This window comes from Micromonospora sp. DT227 (assembly GCF_049841835.1).
Classification (GTDB): domain Bacteria; phylum Actinomycetota; class Actinomycetes; order Mycobacteriales; family Micromonosporaceae; genus Micromonospora.
The window spans coordinates 1-407 of record NZ_JBNCLA010000064.1; the positions used below are offsets into that span (position 1 = coordinate 1).

The window sequence follows — 407 nt, forward strand, 5'->3', positions numbered from 1 at the left end:
GTGTCGCGGTGGCGGTGTTTGACACCGCCGGTCAGCCGGTCCTGACCGCGGACTCGCTGGTGCTGCGACCGGTGACCGACGACCAACTGGGTGCCGGGGCAACGGATGCGGCCCGGTCACTGTTCACGGTGCAGTGGGTGCCGCTGCCGGACGCCGAACCCGACACCACGCCGACGGCTGCCGAACCGGTCTGGGCATGGCATGGGCAGGTTGAGGGTGAGCTGCCCCCCGTCGTGGTCGCCGAACTGCCAGCCCCGGGCGACGCCGTTGGCGTTGTCGAGGCTACGCACGCGGCGAGCGCGTTGGTGTTGGGTTGGGTTCAGGACTGGGTGGCTGATCCGGGCACGGAGGGTTCCCGGTTGGTGGTGCTCACTCACGGTGCTACCGATGGCAGTGACCTGGCCGCG

Annotated in this window: 1 pseudogene; it reads left to right on the forward strand. The window is 70.3% G+C overall.

Annotated elements, in window-relative coordinates:
- A pseudogene (locus ACLQ2W_RS33905) lies at positions 1-407 on the forward strand (hypothetical protein); the annotation flags it as partial.